Raw genomic sequence first — 18,515 nt, 5'->3', positions numbered from 1 at the left:
TGCCACGTGATGGATTGCAGCGAATCGGGGCAGGGAGGCGGGAGAAATGACCAGGGTTACTCTGGAGCTCGACAGGCAGTTGTACTTGATGTTGTTGGAGTCGGCACAGGCCAATCGGGTGAGTCTTGAGGACGAATGCTGTCGTCGGCTGGGAGGGCGAGCATGGCGCTCGCGTTACTTGCAGGCGCTGGTGGCGGAGTTGCGCGCCGACGATGAGCAGCGGCGCGCAAGTTCAGGTTGACTACTTCTTCGTCTTGGCCGGTTTCGGGCAATCCGATTCCTGGAAGCGCTCGGTCGCGACCGGGCGGTTGGTCTTAACCTCGGTGAACTCGTAGCGCATGGTTGCGCCCTTGGCCATCAACTTGCGGAAACCTGGATTGGTGCACACCGTAGAGCCCAATTGGAAATACACAGCCTTGGGGTCTGCGCGCATTTTCTGGGCGTGACTGCTTTGCACACTGAGATGGTTGATCAGCTCGGTGCCTTCGACGGTATAACCCTGGTCGAGAATGTCTTCGTTGATCGCCCGCGGCGTACCGACGCTACTTTCCTTGGCGACGTTCTGCAGCATCTTGTTCAGTTCGAGTTCTTTCAGCGAAGCAGCCTGAGCGCTGAAGGACGTCGCCAGCAGAACGGCAACGGTAGGGACGATAAGGCGCAGCATGAAACTCTCCTGGTTCAGTGACTGGTGGTTCGACCGATCACATGACTGTGCGTTCAGTGGCCGGGAATTATAGGGGAGCCAGGGTGGACGGTACAGGCTCGTGCGCTCTGGTAGACTGCCGGCCTTTATTGCCCTGCCGAGAGTTGTTCGTGTCGAGTTTTCCTTTCTGCCGGCGTTGCCCATGATGAATCACGCCCCTAACGCCGTAGCCCGCCTGCGCGACCAGCGCATCGATGAAGGAATCAGGCCGATCCAGGCCCGTGGCTGGCGCGCGCCCCGTTGCGGCGCCTGCCGAGTGATCCAGAGCCATTGCCTGTGCGCCTGGCGTCCGAGTGTCGAGACCCGCTCCGGGGTCTGCCTGATCATGACCAACAAGGAAGTGTTCAAACCGAGCAACACTGGTTGGCTGATTGCCGACGTCGTGCGCGACAATCACGCGTTCATCTGGTCGCGCACCGACGTCGACGAGCAACTGCTGGCGCTGCTGAACGATCCGCAATGGCAACCGTACCTGGTGTTTCCGGGCGAATACGTCGAGCCATCACGGGTGACCCATGCGGTTGATCTTGATCATTCCAAGCGCCCGCTGTTCATTCTGCTGGATGCGACCTGGACCGAGGCGCGGAAGATTTTTCGTAAAAGCCCGTATTTCGACCGACTGCCGATCCTGAGCCTGCTGCCTGACAGACTGTCGCGTTACCGCCTGCGCCGTTCGACCCGCAGCGAGCACCTGTGCACCGCCGAAGTGGCGGCATTGTGTCTGGAGCTGGCGGGGGACAGCGATGCCGCTTCGGCCCTGGACGCCTATTTCGATGTGTTCAGCCAGCATTACCTGGGCGCCAAGGGCCAGCAGGAGGTGAACGTCTCGACCCCGGCCCACGCCGAGTTGCGACCCTTTATCCGTACGCCGCAAGCAGTATTGGACCAATAGTGGCGCATACTCGACACTGTGATGGCCGTGCTGCTTGACCACCCCGGCTTCGCTGGGCATGCTTGGCGCCGACCGGGGCGCCGCCAATGTTTGAAACGCCGTGTTTGGCGTTGAATGTGCCCCTGTGGATGCCGCTGCATGGCGGTGTCTTGAGTTGTCTTGGCGAGGCGCGAATGCATCGGGCCTGCCATTAAAACAGGATCATTTGAAAAATGGCCACATACGAAATCCTGATTGCCGATGACCACCCGCTCTTTCGCAGCGCGTTGCATCAGGCTGTGACCCTGGGCCTCGGCCCGGCTGTCCGGTTGACGGAGGTGGCCAGTATCGCGGAACTGGAGGTCCAGTTGACGGCGAAGGCCGATTGGGACCTGGTGCTGCTGGACCTGAACATGCCCGGTGCCTATGGTTTTTCAGGGCTGGTGCTGTTGCGGGGCCAATACCCGCAGATCCCCGTGGTCATGGTCTCGGCCCAGGAAGAAGCCTCGGTGATGGTCAAGGCCCGGGAGTTCGGCGCCAGCGGATTCATACCCAAGTCCAGTTCCCTTGAGATGATTCAGAAGGCCGTGAAGGCGGTCCTGGACGGCGATGTCTGTTGGCCGTCCCAGGCGTTCGAGGCGGTGAGCGTGTCCGAGGAAGCCAAGGCCGCCAGCGAGGGGCTGGCCAGTCTCACGCCGCAGCAGTTCCGGGTGTTGACCATGGTCTGCGAAGGCTTGTTGAACAAGCAGATTGCCTACGAGCTGAACGTTTCGGAGGCCACCATCAAGGCTCACGTCACGGCGATCTTTCGTAAACTGAATGTGCGCACCCGGACCCAGGCGGCCTTGCTGCTGCAACAACTTGAGTCAATTTCACCGCCGGCCTAGTGTTCCGGTTCACGCTTTTTTGACCGGGTTTGAATTAGCTTCTCCACTCCTTTTCGATCAGTTGCCCACTCTATGTCACCTTTTAAAGGCCAGACCGGCCTGAAACGTATCCTCAACGCCTCCGGCTATTCCTTGGACGGGCTGCGTGCAGCTTTTGTCGGTGAAGCGGCTTTCCGCCAGTTGGTGTTGCTCAATGTCGTGTTGATTCCGTTGTCATTCTTCCTGAACGTCAGTCGTGTCGAGCAGGCGCTGCTGATTGCCGTGTGCCTGTTGGCATTGATCGTGGAATTGCTCAACTCGGCGGTGGAGGCGGCCATCGACCGCATTTCCCTGGAGCTGCACCCATTGTCAAAAAATGCCAAGGACATGGGCAGCGCCGCCCAGTTAGTCGCCCTGACGATGATCGCGTTGGTGTGGGGCGTGGTGCTGTTGTAACGACTCAGGCAATGGTCGGCAGCACGATTTCGTCGCTGCGCTGGGCCCCGGCGGTGAAAGCCCGGCACAGCTCGAGGAATTCGCGCATGGCCGAGGTCTGGTACTTCTGTTTATGCCAGATGAAATAAAACTGCCGCGCCAGGTCCATGTCCGGGGTTTCCACTGCGACAAGGCTGCCCCGGCGGAAGGCGTCGCGCAGGGCCAGGCGTGAGATGCAGCCAATGCCCAGGCCGGATTCCACGGCGCGCTTGATGGCTTCGGTGTGTTCCAGCTCCAGGCGGATATTCAGCGCGCTACGGTGGTGACGCATGGCCTGGTCGAAGGTCAGGCGTGTGCCGGAACCCTGTTCCCGTAGAATCCACGCCTCATGGGTCAGTTCCTCCATCGTCGCCTGGCCGCGCTTGGCCAGCGGGTGTTGAGGGGCGCAGAACACCACCAGTTCGTCCTCGACCCAGCTCTGCACCTCGATGTCCGGATGGCTGCAGTCACCTTCGATTAGACCCAGATCAATTTCATAGTGAGCAACCTGGTGCACGATATTGGCAGTGTTCTGCACGTGCAGCTTCACCTGGCTTTCTGGATGGCGCTGCATGAAACCGCCGATCAACAAGGTCGCCAGGTAATTGCCGATGGTCAGCGTCGCGCCGACCGCCAGTGAGCCGAAACCGGACTTGCCGTTGAGCAGGTCTTCGATTTCCTTGGCCTGGTCCAGCAGCGCCACTGCCTGGGGCAGCAACTGTTTGCCCAGGGCATTGAGGCTCAGGCGCTTGCCGGCACGGTCGAACAATTGGCAGCTCGATTGCCGCTCCAGTTCGGTGATGGAGGTGCTGGCCGCCGACTGCGACAGATTGAGTTGGCCCGCAGCGCGAGACACGCTTTCCTGCTGGGCCACGGCGACGAAGACTTGAAGTTGACGGAGAGTAAATCGCATATCGATATAACCGATAACCCTTATCTTAATAATCCATTTAACAGATATTGTCGCCGCCATTAGAATGCGATGCAATTGCGCAGATTATCGGCGCAGGCATTATTCCCAGGAGTCCCCGTACATGAGCAACATGAACCACGAGCGTGTCCTCAGTGTTCATCACTGGAACGACACTCTGTTCAGCTTCAAGTGCACCCGCGATCCGGGCCTGCGCTTCGAGAACGGCCAGTTCGTGATGATCGGCCTGCAACAGCCCAATGGCCGCCCGCTTATGCGCGCTTACTCGATTGCCAGCCCGAACTGGGAAGAGCATCTCGAATTCTTCAGCATCAAGGTGCCTGATGGTCCGCTGACCTCCCAGTTGCAGCACCTGAAGGAAGGCGACGAGATCATCATCAGCAAGAAACCCACCGGCACCCTCGTGCTGGACGATCTCAAGCCTGGCAAGCATTTGTACCTGCTCAGCACCGGTACTGGCCTGGCGCCGTTCATGAGCGTCATCCAGGATCCGGAAACCTATGAGCGTTTCGAAAAAGTGATCCTGTGCCACGGCGTGCGTTACGTCAATGAAGTCGCTTACCGCGAGTTCATCACCGAACACTTGCCGCAGAACGAGTTCTTCGGCGAAGCGCTGCGTGAAAAGCTGATCTACTACCCGACCGTGACGCGCGAGCCGTTCGAGAACGAAGGCCGCCTGACCGACCTGATGCGCAGCGGCAAGCTGTTCCGCGACATCGGCCTGCCACCGATCAACCCGCAGGACGACCGCGCCATGTTGTGTGGCAGCCCGAGCATGCTCGACGAGACCAGCGAAGTGCTCAACAGCTTCGGCCTGACCGTTTCGCCGCGTATGCGCGAGCCGGGTGATTACCTGATCGAGCGGGCGTTTGTAGAGAAGTAAGCTGCAGTCTGTGGAGTGGCTGATGACCGCGACCCGGTCCAACAGTTGTCCACAAAAAAAGCCCGCGCCGCCTGAATAAGGCCGCGCGGGCTTTTTCGTTCCTGGCGATCACTGCTTAGCTGGAATCACTTCCAACACCCGGATCAACCCCGGCTGCGGGTAATGCCAGCGAACGTCCACATCCCAGAACTGCGCGCCATATTCCCGTTCGGCTGTGGGCATCTGGTACGCCGGGCGTGGGTCCTGGGCCAGGCACTGTTCAATCAGCTCCACCAGGGGCTCTCCCAGGCGCGTGGCGTGCTCGCGCGCTTGAAGCAGGGCAGTGTCCGCCCATTGCACCGGAATCAATTCAGGCGCTGCGCTGGCGATGCTGTTGGAAGCTGAGCCGATGATGTCGGCGTAGGGTACGTAGGGCTTGATGTCCAGCACCGGCGTGCCGTCCAGCAAGTCGATACCCGAGATCCACAGACGCCCGGCTTCGACCCGCTCCAGCTTCACCACCGATTGGCCGATGCCATTGGGACGGTGGGTGGCGCGGGTGGCGAACACGCCCATGGACTTGTTGCCGCCCAGGCGCGGCGGCCGCACTTTCAACCGCGGCTTGTCTTCCAGGGCCTGGTGGAACAGGAACAGCAGCCAGACATGGCTGACCTGCTCCAACCCCTGCACCGCCTTGCCCTGATCGAACGGCGCCACCAGCTCCAGCACTCCGCGTGCGGCGGGGGCCAGTTGCGGTTGGCGGGGAATGGCGAACTTCTCCTTGAAACAGGAGCGGACGAAGCCGATGGGGGAGACGCTGTAGGTCATGGGTTGAAATCGAGGCGGTAGTCGGATGATAGTAGATCGATCGTTCCCACGCTCTGCGTGGTAACGCCTCCAGTGACGCTCCGCGTTACGCTTTTGGGGGTCAGTTCAGAGCGTGGGAATGATCAGGTTCAGCAGTCCTTCAGCGTCAGCCGCGCACGCGCAGCGTCAGGCCCTTGAGGAAATTGCGCAGCAATTGGTCGCCACACGGGCGATAGTTGGTGTGGCCGAACTTGCGGAACAGCGCGCTCAGTTCCGGCTTGGACACCGGGAACTCGGCGGCCTTGAGGATGGCGTGCATGTCGTCCTCCTTCAGCTCGAACGCCACTCGCAGTTTCTTGAGAATGATGTTGTTGGTCACCGGCACTTCGATCGGCTGCGGCGGACGGCTTTCATCCTTGCCACGCTTGAAGATCACCAGGCCATCGAGAAAATGCGCCATGACCTCGTCAGGGCAGAACACGAAGCCTTCTTCCTCGTCTTTCTTGAGGTAGCCCGCCAGGTCGGCCAGGGAGACTTCCAGGCCACCCAGCTTGATGATCTCGATGACTTTCTTGTCGCTGATGTCGAGCATGTAGCGCACGCTGCGCAGTACGTCGTTGTGAATCATGTGTGCAGTCCTGATCGATCGGCAGTGGGCGCCCCGGTTCGGTGCGGCGCCGGAAAATTAGAATTTCTCTTTGGCAGACAGGTAGCGCCACTGGCCCAGCGGCACCTTGCCAATGGACACGCCGCCGATGCGAATGCGGCGAATGGCGACGACCTTGAGCCCGACCGCCTGGCAAAACAGGGCGATCACGCCGGGCTGCGGGTTTTTCATGGCAAAGCGCAGGCGGTTCTCGTTCTGCCAGCTGGCCTTGACCGCCGGCAGCTCCTTGCCCTTGTAGGTCAAGCCATGGTTCAGGCGATTGAGGCCATGGGCGACCATCTCGCCTTCGACTTCCACCACGTATTCCTGCTCGATCTTGGCGGCGTCGGCGGTGAGCTTGCGCAAGATCTTCCAGTCCTGGGTGAACACCAGCAGCCCGCTGGCGTTGGCCTGCAGGTCGGCGCTGGCGCTCAGGCGCAGGAAATGGCCCTTGAGCGGGCGTTTGCCGAAGCGATGTTCTTCGCTCAGGGTCTGCGGTCCAAGGGAGGCCATCGCGGTGTCTACATCCATGCCCGCCGGGACGTTCAGCAGGAGTGTCACCGGCTCTGGCGCGGTGGCCTTGGCCTCGGGGTCGAGTTCGACCTTCTGGGTGGTGACCTTGAACTGCGGTTCATCGATCACTTCGCCATCCACGGTGACCCAGCCGCCCTCGATGAACAACTCAGCCTCCCGACGGGAACAGCCGACGAGTTCGATGAGGCGTTTGGAGAGACGAATCGGGTCAGTCATGACGGGGGCCGTAACAAAAAGAGGGTGGCCATTGTACCTGCCTGGCGCCGGTTAATCGCGGGTCCATTTGCCTCATGCCGTTTTTAGCCGCGTCCAGCCTTCAGGTCGGGCTGCTTGTAGCGCATGTGCAGCAGCGGGTAGGGCTGGTTCATGCCATCTTTCGCCGAGCGCCCGATCACTTCGAAGCCTTGCTTGAGGTAAAAGCCCAGGGCTTGCGGGTTCTGCTCGTTGACGTCCAGTTGATCGGCGTTCAGGTGTTCCATGGCGTAGCGCAGCAGTTGCTTGCCCAGGCCCTGGCCACGGTGCTGCGGGTCGATGAAGAGCATTTCGATCTTGCCGGCCGCGACGCCGGCGAAACCGGTGATCCGCTGGCGCGAGTCCCGGGTGCAAATGAGCATCACTGCATCCAGGTAACGGGTGAGCACCAGGTTTTTCAGCAGCTCGATGTAGCTGTCCGGCAGGAAGTCGTGGGTGGCTCGTACCGATGCCTCCCAGACCCGGGTCAGTTCCTGGTAGTCGCTTGGTTTCGGTGTATGGATGACCGAATGCTGACGCATGCCCGCCTGTTCCTTGTGCTTGATGTCCGGTGTTTCTCCATACGATAGCCGTAAAAAAGCCCCGCATCTTGTCGCAAGGCAGGGCTTTTCAGTTTTTTCGGGGTGGGCGAGTTAGTTGGTAGTTGTAAGCACAGAACCTGTGGCGAGGGAGCTTGCTCCCGCTGGGCAGCGCAGCGGCCCCCGCTTTTTGCGATTGCTGCGCAATCGAGCGGGAGCAAGCTCCCTCACCACAAAAAGCCAGTTCGGCTTGAGCCCAAGCCTGGATCAACCGATCTGTTCAGCCCACAAGTCATACTCGTCGGCATCAGTCACCTTGCACCAGACCTTGTCACCTGGCTTGAGGTTGCTGCCATTGTCGATGAAGACGTTGCCGTCGATTTCCGGGGCGTCGAAGAAGCAGCGGCCCACGGCGCCTTGTTCGTCCACTTCGTCCACCAGCACTTCGATTTCACGGCCGATGCGCATTTGCAGGCGCGCCGAGCTGATGGCCTGTTGGTGCGCCATGAAGCGTTCCCAACGGTCCTGCTTGACGTCGTCCGGCACCACGTCCAGGTCCAGGTCGTTGGCCGGTGCGCCTTCGACAGGGGAATACTGGAAGCAGCCGACGCGGTCGAGCTGGGCTTCGGTCAGCCAATCCAGCAGGTACTGGAAGTCTTCTTCGGTTTCACCGGGGAAGCCGACGATGAAGGTCGAGCGGATGATCAGGTCCGGGCAGATTTCGCGCCAGTTCTTGATACGAGCCAGGGTCTTGTCTTCGAACGCCGGGCGCTTCATGGCCTTGAGGACTTTCGGGCTGGCGTGCTGGAACGGGATGTCCAGGTACGGCAGGATCTTGCCGGCGGCCATCAGCGGGATCAGTTCGTCGACGTGCGGGTATGGATAGACGTAATGCAGGCGGACCCAGACGCCGAGGGTGCTGAGGGCTTCGCACAGTTCGGTCATGCGGGTTTTCACCGGCGCGCCGTTCCAGAAGCCGGTGCGGTATTTCACGTCGACGCCGTAGGCGCTGGTGTCCTGGGAGATCACCAGCAGTTCCTTGACGCCGGCTTTGACCAGGCGCTGGGCCTCGTCAAGCACATCGCCCACCGGGCGGCTCACCAGCTTGCCGCGCATCGACGGGATGATGCAGAAGCTGCAGCTGTGGTTACAGCCTTCGGAAATCTTCAGGTAGGCGTAGTGGCGCGGGGTCAGCTTGATGCCTTGCGGCGGCACCAGGTCGATCAGCGGGTTATGGTCCTGGCGTGGCGGCACCACGTCGTGCACGGCGTTGACCACCTGCTCGTACTGCTGCGGACCGGTCACGGACAACACGCTCGGGTGCACGTTACGGATATTGCCTTCTTCCACGCCCATGCAGCCGGTGACGATAACCTTGCCGTTTTCCTTGATGGCTTCGCCGATCACTTCCAGGGACTCGGCCTTGGCCGAGTCGATGAAGCCGCAGGTGTTGACCACCACCACGTCGGCGTCCTGATAGGTGGACACAACGTCATAGCCTTCCATGCGCAACTGGGTCAGGATGCGCTCGGAGTCGACCAGAGCCTTCGGGCAACCCAGGGATACGAAGCCAACCTTCGGATTGGCTGGCGCGGTAGTGGTGGACATGTCTAACCTCGGTGTAGGGGGATCGTCTCTTGCCGAGACAGGGCGCCTGGCGCGCCTCTGATCAAAAAGTGCGCAATTCTATCTGTGGTCGGGCTGATTGACCAGCTTTATACCGGGAAATGCGACGAGTGCTGCGCTATGCTTCGCGCCTTTGCGTTCTGACGATTGCTACAGTCAACAAAACGTCTGTAACAATGCGTAAAACAACGCATGCTGCCTCAACAAAGCATAGTGCTTCGTTCAAGAAGCCAGGTCTGGAATCAGGAGTGTTGGATGGGTCATGCAAGTAGTCAGGCGGCAAGTGCCGAGCATTCGGCAGCGAAGCCGCTGAGCATGCTGGTCGCGGCGGTCGGAGTGGTTTATGGCGACATCGGCACGAGCCCGCTGTACACCCTCAAGGAAGTGTTTTCCGGTGCCTACGGCGTACCTGTCAACCACGATGGTGTGCTGGGGATTCTCTCGCTGATTTTCTGGTCGCTGATCTGGGTCGTGTCGATCAAGTACATGATGTTCGTCCTGCGCGCCGATAACCAGGGCGAGGGCGGGATCATGGCGCTCACCGCCCTGGCGCGGCGGGCAGCGGCGGGACGGGCGAGGTTGCGCAAATTGCTGGTGGTCTGCGGCTTGATCGGGGCGGCGTTGTTCTACGGCGATAGCATGATCACGCCGGCGATTTCCGTGCTTTCGGCGATCGAAGGTGTGGGCCTGGCGTTCGAAGGCATCGATCATTGGGTCGTGCCACTGTCCTTGGTCGTGCTGGTAGGGCTCTTTATCATCCAGCGCCACGGTACTGCACGGATCGGCATCCTGTTCGGCCCGATCATGGTCACCTGGTTCCTGGTGCTCGGCGCCCTCGGTGTCTACGGCATCAGCCAACACCCGGAAGTGTTGCAGGCGTTGAACCCTGTCTGGGCCGTGCGTTTCTTCGTCGTCCATTCGGGCATGGGCGTGGCGATCCTCGGCGCCGTGGTGCTGGCGCTGACCGGTGCCGAAGCGTTGTACGCCGACATGGGCCACTTCGGGCGCAAACCCATTGCACGGGCCTGGTTCATCCTGGTGTTGCCGGCGCTGGTGCTCAATTATTTCGGCCAGGGCGCGTTGTTGCTGGGGGACCCGGAGGCGGCGCGCAACCCGTTCTATCTGCTGGCACCAAGCTGGGCGCTGATCCCGTTGGTGGGGCTGTCGACCCTGGCCACGGTGATCGCTTCGCAAGCGGTGATTTCCGGGGCGTTCTCCCTGACGCGCCAGGCGATCCAGCTCGGTTACATCCCGCGCATGTACATCCAGCACACCTCCAGCGCCGAACAGGGCCAGATCTACATCGGTGCGGTGAACTGGTCGCTGATGGTCGGCGTGGTATTGCTGGTGCTGGGTTTCGAGTCGTCCGGCGCGTTGGCTTCGGCCTATGGCGTGGCGGTGACCGGTACCATGTTGATGACCACGATCCTGGTTTCGGCAGTGATGCTGCTGTTGTGGAAATGGCCGCCGTTGCTGGCGGTGCCGGTGCTGATCGGTTTTCTCTTGGTGGACGGCCTGTACTTCGCCGCCAACGTGCCGAAGATCATCCAGGGCGGCGCATTCCCGGTGATCGCCGGTATTGCCTTGTTCGTGCTGATGACCACCTGGAAGCGCGGCAAGCAGTTGCTGGTGGAGCGCCTGGACGAAGGGGCGCTGCCGCTGCCGATCTTCATCAGCAGCATCCGCGTGCAACCCCCTCATCGCGTCCAGGGCACCGCCGTGTTCCTGACCGCACGTTCGGACGCGGTGCCTCATGCACTGTTGCACAACCTGCTGCACAACCAGGTGCTGCATGAGCAAGTGGTGCTGCTGACGGTGGTGTACGAAGACATTCCCCGGGTACCGCCGCAGCGGCGCTTCGAGGTCGATGCCTACGGCGAAGGGTTCTTCCGGGTGATCCTGCACTTTGGCTTTACCGACGAGCCGGACGTTCCGCAGGCGCTCAAGCTCTGCCATCTGGATGACCTGGACTTCAGCCCGATGCGCACCACTTACTTCCTCAGCCGCGAAACGGTCATCGCGTCGAAACTCGAAGGCATGGCCCGCTGGCGCGAGGCGTTGTTCGCCTTCATGTTGAAGAACGCCAACGGCAATCTGCGCTTCTTCAATCTGCCGTTGAACCGGGTGATTGAACTGGGGACGCAGGTCGAGATGTAGCATCAGGAAAACAAAAGCCCTCGTTGCCTTGCGGCGGCGAGGGCTTTTTTTGTGCGACACAAAGGCTGATGCCAGAGTCAAGCCCCTGTGGGAGCGAGCTTGCTCGCGATAGCGGAGTGTCAGTTTGCAAAGATGTTGAATCTGCCACCGCCATCGCGAGCAAGCTCGCTCCCACAATGAGGCGGTGGTGGGCGCAAATGCTGTGGACACCAAAAACACAAGAGGGGCCTGTGTAAACCCAGCATCGACAAAAAAGCCCCGGCAACCGCAAGGCTGCCGGGGCTTTTTGTCAGGGTGTATCGACTTACTGTTCGGCTGTCTTGTTCTGGCGCTTGTTGATCTCGTCGATCAGGCGCTTGGCCAGGGCCGGGTAGTTTTCGTCGAAGTGATGGCCGCCGGGCAGCTTGATGGCTTCACCCACGGCAGTCTTGTCGGTGCAGCCGCTTTCGTCGGCTTCTTCACCGCCGTAGATGCACACCACTTTCTCGGCTGGCAGCTTGGCCATTTCCGGGCCGGTGGCGGCTTCGGTGCCGGCGTTGCCGAGCCAGCCTTCGACTTCGATCTCGAAGCTGCCGGTGCGGGCGAAAGCCAGCAGGATGATCGCATCGACCCGCTGTTGTTCGGTGGCTGGCAGACGATTGTAGATGGCTGGCAACACGTCGGCACCGAAGGAGTAGCCGGTCAGGATGAAGCGCTTGGTGCCCCAGACCTGACGGTAGTGCTGCATCAGTTCGGTCAGATCCGCCGCGCTTTGCTCCGGGCTCTTGTGCTGCCAGTAGTAGCGCAGGGTGTCGATGCCGACCACTGGGTAGCCAATCTTGGCCATTTCATCGGCCACGTCGCGGTCCAGGTCACGCCAGCCGCCGTCTCCGGAGAGAAACAGGGTCACGGTATCCCGCGTCTGGCTGGCTGGGACTTCCACCACCGGGATGCTCAGGCCGCCCTTGGCCTTGTCGGTGCCGACCAGGATCTTGCGCAGTTCGTTGTTCAGGACTTGCGGCAGATTGATGTCGTAGTCGCTGATGCTGGTCTCGGCATTCGACTGATCGCGTACGAAGCCGGCGCTGGTGTCGTCGGGGTTATCGTTCCAGGCCACCAGCCAGTGGCCGTGGGCTGCGCTTTTGGGCAGCAAGTGTGTGCAGCCGGGTTTTTCCAGGGCCAGGTCCACCGACACGGCCTTGGCCTTGTCATCCTTCTGCTCGGCCAGCCAGCGCCAGGCCAGCACAGCGCCAGGGCCGATGCCGCTGACCAGCGTGGCGGGCCCTTGGAGTTGTCGCAGACCCGTCTGCAGGGCGCGACCTTGCAACATGCAGTCCTTGGGCAGGATCACCTGAACGATCTGTGCCGAGCCGCTGCGGCTGAGGGTCGTCAACTGCGTGTCGCTGAGCTTCTGGTCTTCATTGACCGCCACCAGCACCTGGGCGCGCGGTTTGGTGCCGGGGATGACCCGAGTCATCGCTACGCCTTCGATGGGCGCCAGCTGTTCCAGGGTCGGTTGCGGGGCCGGGCGTTTCAAGTACCAGTAACCGCCACCGAGAATTACCGCCAGCACCAGCAGGGCGGCCACTACGTATCGCCAGGAGCGTTGCATCATCAGCGTTTCACCAATCCAGTCAGGCCGCCTGCAATCAGGGCGGCGGTATCAGCCAGCGCCACCAGCGGATCGAGTCCGGCGGGCACGGCCATGTAGCGAGGTTCCCAGTCAGGCTGGAATTTGTCTTTGAAGCGGCGCAGCCCCTGGAAGTTATAGAGCTGCTCGCCGCGGCGGAACACCATCGAACCCAGGCGTTGGGTCAATGGTGCGCCGCGACGCGGTTGCAGGCCTGACAGCGGGACCATGCCGAGGCTGAAGCGGGCGTAGTCATGATTTTTATAATGCTGGATGAGACCGACCATCATGAATTCCATGGTCAGTTTCGGGGCCTCGGGGTGGGCGCGCATCAGGTCGAGGCTGGCCAGTTCGTGGCTGTGGGTTTCCAGCAGGTTGGCGAACGCCACCGGCCGGCCCTCGAAACGAATCACGGCGATGCGGAAATGCTTGAGGTAGTCATCACTGAAACGGCCCAGGGAGAAACCTTTCTCACGCACGTTCTTGCCGGTCAGCCAGGCATCGGAAATGACCTTGAGCTCATCCATCGGCGCCTGGCCCGGTTCGTGGATTTCCAGCGACAGGCCGTCACGGGTGCCACGGTTCCAGGTGTAGCGCAAATCCTTCATCTCTTTGCCCTTGGCTTCGAGATCGAAACGCTTGAGGTCGACCCGTGCTTCCTCGCCCAGCTTGATGGCTGTCAGGCCGATGTCCATGTAGTACGGCAGGTTCTCGGCACGTACCTGATAGAACACGGGGCGGGCATGGTGGATGTCACACAGGTCGCGGAACTGCCAGATCATTTCAGCCCGTTGCTGGGTAGGACCGATCGGATCGTACAGCGCCACCAGGCTGCGACCACGGCGGGCGTACATCAGGAACGCTTCGTCGTTGGGATGGAACAGCAATGCCTTGTCGCCGGTCAGGGCCAGTCCGCCGTCGGGTTGCGAAGACGTCATGAGAATCGTCTTGGCTCGCTCCAGTTCTTCTGTCGTCGGCAAATGGATCACCGGTCGTGCGGTGCGCAGCAACCAGGTCAGGGACACCACCACCAACAGCACCGCGGCGCCCAGCAGGGAGCGCAGACCGCGCGGGGCGTCGGCATCGAGGGTGAACTGCCACCAGAGTTGATGGCTGTAGGGCACATCCTGGTAAGCAAACAGCAGCAGCCAGATCGACGCGCCTAGCACGCAGATACTGGCGATCAGGAACAGTGGAGAAAAGGGCAGTTCAGTCAGGCGGCTGGGACGATAAAAGGAACGCCGGAACACCGCCAGCAGGGCGGCCGTCAGGGTCAGTAACGTGGCTTCTTCCCAGTCAAAACCCTTGAGCAGCGAGAGCAGGGCGCCCACCAGGAGCAAGACCGTGGTCAGCATCCAGGCAGCCGACAGGCGACGGCGCAAGCCTTGGGCGAGCAGCAGGCACAACACGCCCACCAGGCTGGCGCCGAAGTGCGAAGCGTCGACCAGCCGATGAGGGATCAGGAAGCCGATGTGCTCCAGGCGGGTGTCGATTTCCGGTGTCACCCCGGAAAACAGCAGCACCACGCCCGAAAGAAACACCAGCACCGCCAGGATCGGCGCAGCGAAACCCGATGCCGCCCGCAGGGTCTGGCGCGTCTGGAACAGCCGTTGCGCTTCATTGATCAGCAACAGTACGCAGGCCACCAGCATCGGCAGCAGCACATAGATCAAGCGATACAGCAACAGCGCGGCGGCCAGTGGCGCGGCCCCGAGTTTGTCGGCGAACGCGGCCAGCAGGATTGCTTCGAACACGCCGACACCGCCCGGTACATGGCTGAGCACCCCGGCAGCCAGCGCCAGCAGGTACACCAGCAGGAAGGCGCCAAACGGCGGCGCTTCGGGCAGCAACAGATACAACACGGTGGCGGCGGCGGCGACATCCAGCGCGGTGATCACCAGTTGCAGGAAGGTCAGACGTCGGCCCGGCAAGCGCAGTGTGCGGCGCCCGGCTTTTACCAACAGGCTGTCACGATGAGGCTGTTCCGGCAGGCGTCGGCGGTAAATGCCGATGGCCAACACGCTGGTGAGCAGCAGCACCGCCACGGAAATGGCCCCCAGCAAAGTAGCAGGCAGGTGCAGCGCGGCGGACGCGGCGGGCAGGTTGCTGAGCGTCGCCAGGGCCGCCAACGGCGGCAACGCGCAGCCCAGGGACAGGCTGGCGAACAGCGTCATGTGGGCGACATCCGAGGCCCCCAGGCCATGACGCGCATACAGACGGTAGCGAACAGAGCCGCTCGACAGCAGTGACAGGCCAATGGCATTGCCGATGGCGAACGCGGTGAACCCACCCAGGACCATGGTTTGTGGCGGCAGTGTCACCCCGGCATAACGGCTGGCGGACCATTCGTAGCCCAAAAGAATGATGAAGCCGGCTACCGTGGCGGCGATCGCGCCCAGCAGGGCCGGTCGTGGCACTTCCAGAATTGAATCGTGCAGGGCGTAAAGATCGAGCTCGCTCAGCAAGTGGCGACAGGCAATCAAGGCAATCGCAAACAGCAGCAACGTGACCGCGAGACCAATAGGCTGGCGGTATTGACTGATCCGATCCAGCCAGCGCAATCGTTCGGCTTTGATCGGTTGTGTCGCAGTAACAGGGTCTTGCGGGTCAGACGAGTGGGCGCGCATCAATCACCTCTTGAGCTATGCGCGACAGGATGGGGGTATCCAGCCAAGTTACCAATCCCCGCGAAGGAAAATAATTACAAAATCTTTGTAATGTAGAGCTTTTTTCGCCAGACACAAAAAAGGCCACTCTTTCGAGTAGCCTTTCTTGATATTTGGTTGCGGGAGCCGGATTTGAACCGACGACCTTCGGGTTATGAGCCCGACGAGCTACCAGACTGCTCCATCCCGCGTCTGTGTGGCGGCATTCTACAGGCGAACGCCCGAGTGTCAACCGTTAAAAGGTAATGGGCTCAAATAAACGCTCGATCCGCCCCTTGTCTTCCTAAATGCTCGGAATTTAAAGAAATTGTCCTACAACTGTTGCATGCAGGCGGCGACTCTCTGATCAGGCAGTCAAAAATGGACAGGCACAAAAAAGGCCACCCTTTCGAGTAGCCTTTCTTGATGTTTGGTTGCGGGAGCCGGATTTGAACCGACGACCTTCGGGTTATGAGCCCGACGAGCTACCAGACTGCTCCATCCCGCGTCTGTGTGGCGGCATTCTACAGAGGATCGCGCTGCTGTCAACCCTGGCTTCACAAAAACCTGTTCCGCTTCAAGCGGTTAGCCTTGGAGAAAGACATTGTGACAGCGCTGTGACGCAGGCCTGGCAAGGGCTGAGCTCTATTGGCGGCTTCGTTGCGATTGAAGAAGTAAATTTGCGTAGGCACTTTCGGCTCCCAACGAAGGATCTTTCAAACTACTGGTGCTATATACAGGTGCCGGTGCGATACTGGTGGCCCGATTCGTCGCACACTCTGCTTCTTTATTTATGACGCAACGTAAGATCATTCATGTCGACTGTGACTGTTTCTATGCCGCTATCGAAATGCGCGATGACCCGCGGCTGGCCGGCAAGCCCTTGGCGGTGGGAGGCTCGGCGGATCGGCGGGGCGTGATTGCCACCTGTAACTACGAAGCGCGGGCCTATGGAGTGCGCTCGGCCATGTCCTCCGGCCACGCCTTGAAGCTTTGCCCGGACCTCACCATCGTCAAGCCACGAATGGATGCCTATCGGGAAGCGTCGAAGGAAATTCATACGATTTTCAGCGATTACACTGACCTGATCGAGCCGCTGTCGCTGGACGAGGCCTACCTGGATGTCTCCGCCAGTGCCCATTTCGGTGGCAGCGCCACGCGCATCGCCCAGGACATTCGCCGACGGGTTTCCAACCAGCTGCACATCACCGTGTCGGCAGGCGTCGCGCCGAACAAGTTCCTGGCCAAGATCGCCAGCGACTGGAAGAAGCCCAACGGGTTGTTCGTCATCACTCCCGACCAGGTCGAGGATTTTGTCTCGGCCCTGCCGGTGAGCAAGCTCCACGGTGTTGGAAAGGTCACCGCCGATAAGCTGAACCGACTTGGCATCGTCGATTGCCTGCAGTTGCGCCAATGGGACAAGTTGGCGCTGGTGCGCGAATTTGGCAGTTTCGGTGAGCGGCTCTGGAGCCTGGCTCGTGGGATCGATGAGCGGCTGGTGCACAACGACAGCCGACGGCAGTCCATCAGCGTGGAAAATACCTACGATGTCGACCTGCCCGACCTGGTGAGTTGCCTCGGCAAACTGCCGGAACTGATGGAAACCCTCAACGGACGCATGGCGCGGATCGACAGCAGTTATCGACCGGGCAAGCCGTTCGTCAAAGTGAAATTCCACGACTTCACCCAGACCACACTGGAACAGGCCGGGGCAGGGCGGGACCTGGGCAGCTACCAGTTGCTGTTGACCCAGGCGTTCAACCGGGGCGGCAAGCCGGTGCGGTTATTGGGGATCGGGGTGCGGCTGGAGGATTTGCGCGGTGGGTTTGAGCAGTTGGAGTTGTTTGAGCGGTGAGGCTGTCGGTTGGCTGAATGCCTTGCCTTGCTCTTGTGGCGAGGGAGCTTGCTCCCGCTGGGCTGCGAAGCGGCCCTTAAATCTGCCGCCTCGGTGTGTCAGGTTCATTGAGTCAACCGCTATTGGGTCTGCTGCGCAGCCCAGCGGGAGCAAGCTCCCTCGCCACAAGAGAGGTTGACCAATCCAAGCTGGACTCAGTTGGCGCCCGGATCCGCCACCAACCGTCCACCGTCCTTGGTCAGTGCTTTCAAAAACTCGGTCTGCAACTCCGGATCATTACGGGTCAGTTCGATCAGGCTCTGTTCCAGTTCGCTGGCCTCTTCTTCAAGCCCCAGTTCCGACAGGCGCTTGACTCGATGCACCCATTGGTTCACCTCGTCATCTTCCAGATCGTCGTAGATCAACGCGTGGGCTTCCAGCAGCTTGCTGCGCAAGGTGCTGCTGATGCTCAGGGATGAGTCGGTGTGCACTTCGTCCTGGGCATCCGTCACGCTGATCTGCAATTTGCCGAATTGGCTCAGGTCCTGCTCGGCGAACGGGCTTTCCAGCAGGTTCAGGCGCAGCACGCCGTTACGGTCGGTGCTCAGCTCGAAGGTCTGCCGGGCGGCCTTGACCTCCACCGGGCGTTCGCTCCAAGGCAGGCTCGAGTGTTCCGTACGCTTGTCGCGCTGGACTTCGTCGATACCCGCCAGGTTCTGCTGGGCGCGGCCATGGGAAGGGACGTTCATGAATGGGTTGAGCCCGGCGAAACCGTAGCTGATCCAGTCACGGGTCACGGTGTCCGGCAGGTTGCCGAGGGCGAACACATTGACCACGTTTGCGCCGACACCGGCCACCACTGCCACCGCGCCCAAGGGGATCTCGTAAATCTCCCGCCAGGGTTGGTACGGCGTATAGCGATCGTAATGGCGAGTGACCTCGAACTCAGTGACTTCGAAGGTCTTTTGCTCATTGATTCGCACCCGACGTTGCGGCAGGTCGAGCACCTTGGGTTCGCCCACGTCGATCTGCAGGCTGTGGTCGAGCAATTTGCGCTCGACCCGCTCTTCGTGCTCGCTGCGTTGTGACATTTGGTTGGCACAGCCGCTGACCAGCAGGGCGCCGCACAGGGCGGCACCACCGAGGCCTAAGGTGTTTCGCTTGAACATGACGTCTCTAT

17 protein-coding genes and 2 tRNA genes are annotated in these 18,515 nt (G+C 60.8%); 7 read left to right on the top strand and 12 right to left on the bottom strand.

Annotated features, from left to right (window positions below; genetic code table 11):
- Positions 1 to 46 precede the first annotated feature (46 nt).
- Positions 47 to 241 carry a hypothetical protein gene (locus BT116_RS11085; protein WP_063322711.1) on the top strand — a complete coding sequence of 65 codons (195 nt, stop codon included), beginning with the start codon at positions 47 to 49 and terminating at the stop codon, positions 239 to 241.
- Here BT116_RS11085 and BT116_RS11080 read toward each other — a convergent pair whose 3' ends face one another.
- A complete protein-coding gene (locus tag BT116_RS11080; protein WP_003198359.1) occupies positions 242 to 664 on the bottom strand; it encodes a quorum-sensing-regulated virulence factor family protein in 423 nt (140 codons plus the stop codon). It lies immediately after the preceding gene.
- A 184-nt stretch (positions 665 to 848) separates the two neighbouring features.
- On the opposite strand from BT116_RS11080, the gene BT116_RS11075 reads away from it, so the two are divergent.
- The 3 genes from BT116_RS11075 (at position 849) to BT116_RS11065 (ending at position 2,896) form a co-directional block, all read left to right on the top strand.
- Positions 849 to 1,595, top strand: coding sequence for a tRNA-uridine aminocarboxypropyltransferase (locus tag BT116_RS11075; RefSeq protein ID WP_072343524.1), 747 nt, complete (start codon positions 849 to 851; stop codon positions 1,593 to 1,595).
- 212 nt (positions 1,596 to 1,807) lie between these two features.
- On the top strand, positions 1,808 to 2,461 hold the full coding sequence (gene erdR, locus BT116_RS11070; protein ID WP_072343280.1) for a response regulator transcription factor ErdR: 654 nt from the start codon (positions 1,808 to 1,810) through the stop codon (positions 2,459 to 2,461).
- A 72-nt stretch (positions 2,462 to 2,533) separates the two neighbouring features.
- Positions 2,534 to 2,896 (top strand): diacylglycerol kinase, encoded by a 363-nt coding sequence (locus BT116_RS11065; RefSeq protein WP_063322710.1) that lies wholly within the window; start codon positions 2,534 to 2,536, stop codon positions 2,894 to 2,896.
- A gap of 4 nt (positions 2,897 to 2,900) precedes the next feature.
- On the opposite strand, the gene BT116_RS11060 is transcribed toward BT116_RS11065, so the two are convergent.
- Positions 2,901 to 3,827 (bottom strand): LysR family transcriptional regulator, encoded by a 927-nt coding sequence (locus tag BT116_RS11060; RefSeq protein ID WP_063322709.1) that lies wholly within the window; start codon positions 3,825 to 3,827, stop codon positions 2,901 to 2,903.
- A gap of 121 nt (positions 3,828 to 3,948) precedes the next feature.
- Between BT116_RS11060 and fpr the strand changes: the two genes are divergently transcribed.
- Positions 3,949 to 4,728 carry a ferredoxin-NADP reductase gene (gene fpr, locus BT116_RS11055; RefSeq protein WP_003198368.1) on the top strand — a complete coding sequence of 260 codons (780 nt, stop codon included), beginning with the start codon at positions 3,949 to 3,951 and terminating at the stop codon, positions 4,726 to 4,728.
- A gap of 108 nt (positions 4,729 to 4,836) precedes the next feature.
- Here fpr and tsaA read toward each other — a convergent pair whose 3' ends face one another.
- The 5 genes from tsaA to rimO form a co-directional block, all read right to left on the bottom strand.
- A complete protein-coding gene (gene tsaA / locus BT116_RS11050) occupies positions 4,837 to 5,535 on the bottom strand; it encodes a tRNA (N6-threonylcarbamoyladenosine(37)-N6)-methyltransferase TrmO (protein ID WP_072343278.1) in 699 nt (232 codons plus the stop codon).
- Between the two features lie 145 nt (positions 5,536 to 5,680).
- A complete protein-coding gene (locus BT116_RS11045) occupies positions 5,681 to 6,142 on the bottom strand; it encodes a YehS family protein (protein ID WP_063322707.1) in 462 nt (153 codons plus the stop codon).
- 57 nt (positions 6,143 to 6,199) lie between these two features.
- A complete protein-coding gene (locus BT116_RS11040; protein ID WP_063322706.1) occupies positions 6,200 to 6,910 on the bottom strand; it encodes an rRNA pseudouridine synthase in 711 nt (236 codons plus the stop codon).
- 83 nt (positions 6,911 to 6,993) lie between these two features.
- Positions 6,994 to 7,467 carry a GNAT family N-acetyltransferase gene (locus BT116_RS11035; RefSeq protein ID WP_072343277.1) on the bottom strand — a complete coding sequence of 158 codons (474 nt, stop codon included), beginning with the start codon at positions 7,465 to 7,467 and terminating at the stop codon, positions 6,994 to 6,996.
- A gap of 264 nt (positions 7,468 to 7,731) precedes the next feature.
- On the bottom strand, positions 7,732 to 9,072 hold the full coding sequence (gene rimO / locus BT116_RS11030; RefSeq protein WP_003198379.1) for a 30S ribosomal protein S12 methylthiotransferase RimO: 1,341 nt from the start codon (positions 9,070 to 9,072) through the stop codon (positions 7,732 to 7,734).
- Between the two features lie 333 nt (positions 9,073 to 9,405).
- Between rimO and BT116_RS11025 the strand changes: the two genes are divergently transcribed.
- Positions 9,406 to 11,247, top strand: a complete 1,842-nt coding sequence (locus BT116_RS11025; protein WP_371856172.1) for a potassium transporter Kup — start codon at positions 9,406 to 9,408, stop codon at positions 11,245 to 11,247.
- Between the two features lie 304 nt (positions 11,248 to 11,551).
- Here BT116_RS11025 and BT116_RS11020 read toward each other — a convergent pair whose 3' ends face one another.
- From BT116_RS11020 to BT116_RS11005, 4 genes are all read right to left on the bottom strand, one after another.
- Complete coding sequence (locus tag BT116_RS11020) at positions 11,552 to 12,841, bottom strand: virulence factor family protein (protein ID WP_072343275.1); 1,290 nt, start codon at positions 12,839 to 12,841, stop codon at positions 11,552 to 11,554.
- Entirely contained in the window at positions 12,841 to 15,483 is a 2,643-nt protein-coding gene (gene mprF / locus BT116_RS11015) for a bifunctional lysylphosphatidylglycerol flippase/synthetase MprF (protein WP_072343274.1), read from the bottom strand. Before mprF ends, BT116_RS11020 begins: the two co-directional genes overlap by 1 nt.
- A gap of 153 nt (positions 15,484 to 15,636) precedes the next feature.
- Positions 15,637 to 15,713, bottom strand: a tRNA-Met gene (locus tag BT116_RS11010).
- Between the two features lie 219 nt (positions 15,714 to 15,932).
- Positions 15,933 to 16,009: transfer RNA gene (locus BT116_RS11005), tRNA-Met, on the bottom strand.
- A gap of 285 nt (positions 16,010 to 16,294) precedes the next feature.
- On the opposite strand from BT116_RS11005, the gene dinB reads away from it, so the two are divergent.
- Positions 16,295 to 17,356 (top strand): DNA polymerase IV, encoded by a 1,062-nt coding sequence (dinB, locus tag BT116_RS11000; protein ID WP_072343271.1) that lies wholly within the window; start codon positions 16,295 to 16,297, stop codon positions 17,354 to 17,356.
- A gap of 194 nt (positions 17,357 to 17,550) precedes the next feature.
- Here the strand turns inward: dinB and BT116_RS10995 are convergent, their stop codons facing one another.
- Positions 17,551 to 18,504, bottom strand: a complete 954-nt coding sequence (locus BT116_RS10995; RefSeq protein ID WP_072343268.1) for a hypothetical protein — start codon at positions 18,502 to 18,504, stop codon at positions 17,551 to 17,553.
- Positions 18,505 to 18,515 lie beyond the last annotated feature (11 nt).

It is taken from the genome of Pseudomonas sp. NFACC16-2 (assembly GCF_900119205.1).
Taxonomy (GTDB): Bacteria; Pseudomonadota; Gammaproteobacteria; order Pseudomonadales; family Pseudomonadaceae; genus Aquipseudomonas; species Aquipseudomonas fluorescens_Q.
Note: the sequence above shows the minus strand (reverse complement) of the source record. Positions and strands in the feature narration are given on the sequence as shown.

What these genes read in the sequence shown, in the direction of transcription:
- BT116_RS11035 (WP_072343277.1), bottom strand. Translation starts at nt 7,467, where the DNA reads ATGCGTCAGCATTCGGTCATCCATACACCGAAACCAAGCGACTACCAG.
- BT116_RS11085 (WP_063322711.1), top strand. Translation starts at nt 47, where the DNA reads ATGACCAGGGTTACTCTGGAGCTCGACAGGCAGTTGTACTTGATGTTG.
- tsaA (WP_072343278.1), bottom strand. Translation starts at nt 5,535, where the DNA reads ATGACCTACAGCGTCTCCCCCATCGGCTTCGTCCGCTCCTGTTTCAAG.
- fpr (WP_003198368.1), top strand. Translation starts at nt 3,949, where the DNA reads ATGAGCAACATGAACCACGAGCGTGTCCTCAGTGTTCATCACTGGAAC.
- BT116_RS11045 (WP_063322707.1), bottom strand. Translation starts at nt 6,142, where the DNA reads ATGATTCACAACGACGTACTGCGCAGCGTGCGCTACATGCTCGACATC.
- erdR (WP_072343280.1), top strand. Translation starts at nt 1,808, where the DNA reads ATGGCCACATACGAAATCCTGATTGCCGATGACCACCCGCTCTTTCGC.
- BT116_RS11075 (WP_072343524.1), top strand. Translation starts at nt 849, where the DNA reads ATGAATCACGCCCCTAACGCCGTAGCCCGCCTGCGCGACCAGCGCATC.
- dinB (WP_072343271.1), top strand. Translation starts at nt 16,295, where the DNA reads ATGACGCAACGTAAGATCATTCATGTCGACTGTGACTGTTTCTATGCC.
- BT116_RS11040 (WP_063322706.1), bottom strand. Translation starts at nt 6,910, where the DNA reads ATGACTGACCCGATTCGTCTCTCCAAACGCCTCATCGAACTCGTCGGC.
- BT116_RS10995 (WP_072343268.1), bottom strand. Translation starts at nt 18,504, where the DNA reads ATGTTCAAGCGAAACACCTTAGGCCTCGGTGGTGCCGCCCTGTGCGGC.
- mprF (WP_072343274.1), bottom strand. Translation starts at nt 15,483, where the DNA reads ATGCGCGCCCACTCGTCTGACCCGCAAGACCCTGTTACTGCGACACAA.
- BT116_RS11020 (WP_072343275.1), bottom strand. Translation starts at nt 12,841, where the DNA reads ATGATGCAACGCTCCTGGCGATACGTAGTGGCCGCCCTGCTGGTGCTG.
- rimO (WP_003198379.1), bottom strand. Translation starts at nt 9,072, where the DNA reads ATGTCCACCACTACCGCGCCAGCCAATCCGAAGGTTGGCTTCGTATCC.
- BT116_RS11025 (WP_371856172.1), top strand. Translation starts at nt 9,406, where the DNA reads ATGCTGGTCGCGGCGGTCGGAGTGGTTTATGGCGACATCGGCACGAGC.
- BT116_RS11065 (WP_063322710.1), top strand. Translation starts at nt 2,534, where the DNA reads ATGTCACCTTTTAAAGGCCAGACCGGCCTGAAACGTATCCTCAACGCC.
- BT116_RS11060 (WP_063322709.1), bottom strand. Translation starts at nt 3,827, where the DNA reads ATGCGATTTACTCTCCGTCAACTTCAAGTCTTCGTCGCCGTGGCCCAG.
- BT116_RS11080 (WP_003198359.1), bottom strand. Translation starts at nt 664, where the DNA reads ATGCTGCGCCTTATCGTCCCTACCGTTGCCGTTCTGCTGGCGACGTCC.